The following is a 2,403-nucleotide window of genomic DNA, read 5'->3' as shown; positions in this document are numbered from 1 at the left end:
GGTGCAGGGATCGAAATTCTTCAGGCCGAGGCGGCGGCCGTTGGCGGAGCGTTCCAGCGGTTCCAGCGTCAGCGTCGTGCCGTCCGGCAGGTCGATGTTGGTCGGTTCCTTGACGTCGTCGGACAGCGAGCCGAGCCGTACATTCAGGCCGGTCTGGCGGAAGATCTGGATCAGGCGCGCGACGTTCTGCAGATAGAAGGTGTTGCGGGTATGACGCTCGGGGATCAGCAGCAGGTTCTTGGCGTCCGGACAATATTTTTCAATCGCAGCCATTGCCGCCTGCACTGCCAGCGGCAGCATTTCCGGCGACAGGTTGTTGAAGCCGCCGGGGAACAGATTGGTGTCGACCGGCGCCAGCTTGAAGCCGGCGTTACGCAAGTCCACCGAGCAGTAGAACGGCGGCGTGTGCTCCTGCCATTCCAGGCGGAACCAGCGTTCGATTGCCGAGGTAGCGTCGAGTATCGTCTTTTCGAGGTCGAGCAGCGGGCCGTTCAGGGGGGTGACAAAATGGGGAACCATATGATTATCCTTCGATGGTTTCTGCGCGGGCGTAGAGGTAGCGTTCGCGCAGTGCGCGCTTGTGCATCTTGCCGGTCGGCTGGCGCGGCAGGTCGGCGACAAAGTCGATCGATTTTGGCGTTTTTATCGGGCCGAGCTTCTGGCGGCAATACTCGATCAGTGCAAGCTTGTCGCGATGCGTGTACGAGGCAGGAGCGCGAACGGGCAGTACGACGGCCTTGACCTCTTCCCCGTACTCATCATTCGGCAAACCGAATACGGCGACGTCAGCGACCACGGGATGGGACAGCAGCACGTTTTCGATTTCCTGCGGATAGATGTTCACGCCGCCGGAAATAATCATGAAGTCCCGGCGGTCGGTCAGGTAGAGATAGCCGTCGGCATCGACATGACCGATATCGCCATAGGTCCACCATCCCTGCTTGCTCATTGAGGAAGCAGTCTTGTCCGGCGCTTTCCAGTATTCGAACTTCGATGCGGTCTTGAAATATACGGTGCCGGTCGTCCCGGTCGGTACTTCGTCCTCGTGCTCATCCAGGATGTGGATTTCACCATCGGTAGCGCGCCCGACCGATCCCTTGTGGGCGAGCCATTCCTCGGAGGTGATCATGCATGCGCCGATGCCTTCCGTGCCCGCATAGTACTCGTGGAGAATCGGCCCCCACCAGTCGATCATGCCTTGCTTTACGGGAACGGGGCATGGCGCGGCGCCGTGGATCGCGTATTTCATCGACCGCGTGTCGAAGGTGTCGCGGATGTCCCTGGAAAGGCGAAGCATGCGGTGGAACATGGTCGGCACCCAGACGCCATGGGTGCAGCTGAAGGCCTGGATGCAGTCAAGCGCCAGTTCCGCATCGAAATGTTCCATCACAATACAAGTAGCGCCATAGCGCAGCGCGCTGGCGGCAAGTACATGCGGCGCGCTATGGTACAGCGGGGACGTCGACAGGTAGACCGAATTCTCGTTCAGCGCGAAATTCTGGTTGAAGTTCACGGCACGTGCATCCGGATCGTCGAATTCCCCTCCCGGCAATGACTTGAACACGCCTTTCGGGCGCCCGGTCGTGCCGGAGGAATACATCATTTCGCGTCCGCGTGCCGGCGAGCAGAGCGCCCGCGTCGACATTTCCTGTCGCCGTGGTTTCCATTGAGCGAAACCATCGATCTCGCCGCCGACCGCCAGCAATTCCACGCCGGGAAACATGTCTGTCCTCACATGGCGGCTGCCTTCACACGCGGCTGAAAGGATGAAGACGCGCGCCCCGGTGTCTTCGACGATGTAGCGCATGTCGTCGGCGGACAGCTTGGTGGACATCGGCGTGAAGATCGCACCGACGCGCTGCGCTCCCCATGCGATTTCAAAGAATTCCGGCGAATTCTCGACGCAGAATGCAACCGCAGCGCCCGGCGTCACGCCCAGTTTTTGCAACAAGTGTGCAGCCTGCCTGACGCGCTGTTCCAGTTCCAGGAAGGTCAGGTCGACTCCGCTCGGCTGGAAAATCAGCGCAGGCTTGTCTGGATGTGTCGCCGCAAAATGGGACGGATGCATGGCGTCTCCTGCACGTGAAGGCCGGAGGCACCCGATGACGCTGTGCGCCGCGCATGCCTCGCTTCTTTAAATAACGATCGTTAGCTTAATGGCGGAGAATTTGGAAGTCAAGAAGACATTGCGCAACTCGGTCAGAGGAGGTCCGGGATATCTCTTGACAGGCAAGAAGACAAGGGAGCAGCGTGGAACGCGGAGAGAGAATGCATGAAGGCCGCCCGCAAAGGGCAGCCGTCATGTTTCAACGGATGGTTAATTCGCGAGCGCAGGATAGTCGATGTAACCGTGCGGACCGACACCGCCATACAACGGCGCATCTTCGAACAGCTTGTTGAGCG

The 2,403-nt window shown here is 59.8% G+C and carries 2 protein-coding genes; both read right to left on the bottom strand.

What is annotated here, in order from left to right; all coding sequences use genetic code 11:
- Positions 1 to 519: glutamate--cysteine ligase (locus AYR66_RS20725; RefSeq protein WP_206047239.1), on the bottom strand; the 519-nt coding region annotated here is incomplete at its 3' end.
- A 4-nt stretch (positions 520 to 523) separates the two neighbouring features.
- The gene (locus AYR66_RS20720) at positions 524 to 2,068 is read right to left on the bottom strand and encodes an AMP-binding protein (protein ID WP_088709081.1); all 1,545 of its coding nucleotides are present in this window, start codon (positions 2,066 to 2,068) and stop codon (positions 524 to 526) included.
- Between the last annotated feature and the right edge of the window lie 335 nt (positions 2,069 to 2,403).

The sequence above is a fragment of the Noviherbaspirillum denitrificans genome, from assembly GCF_002211445.1.
In the GTDB taxonomy this organism is placed as follows: Bacteria; Pseudomonadota; Gammaproteobacteria; order Burkholderiales; family Burkholderiaceae_D; genus Noviherbaspirillum; species Noviherbaspirillum denitrificans.
The sequence above is the reverse complement of the archived record's forward strand: the minus strand, read 5'-3'. Positions and strand labels throughout refer to the sequence as shown.

Coding starts and splice junctions, on each gene's coding strand:
- AYR66_RS20720 (WP_088709081.1), bottom strand. CDS start 2,068: ATGCATCCGTCCCATTTTGCGGCGACACATCCAGACAAGCCTGCGCTG.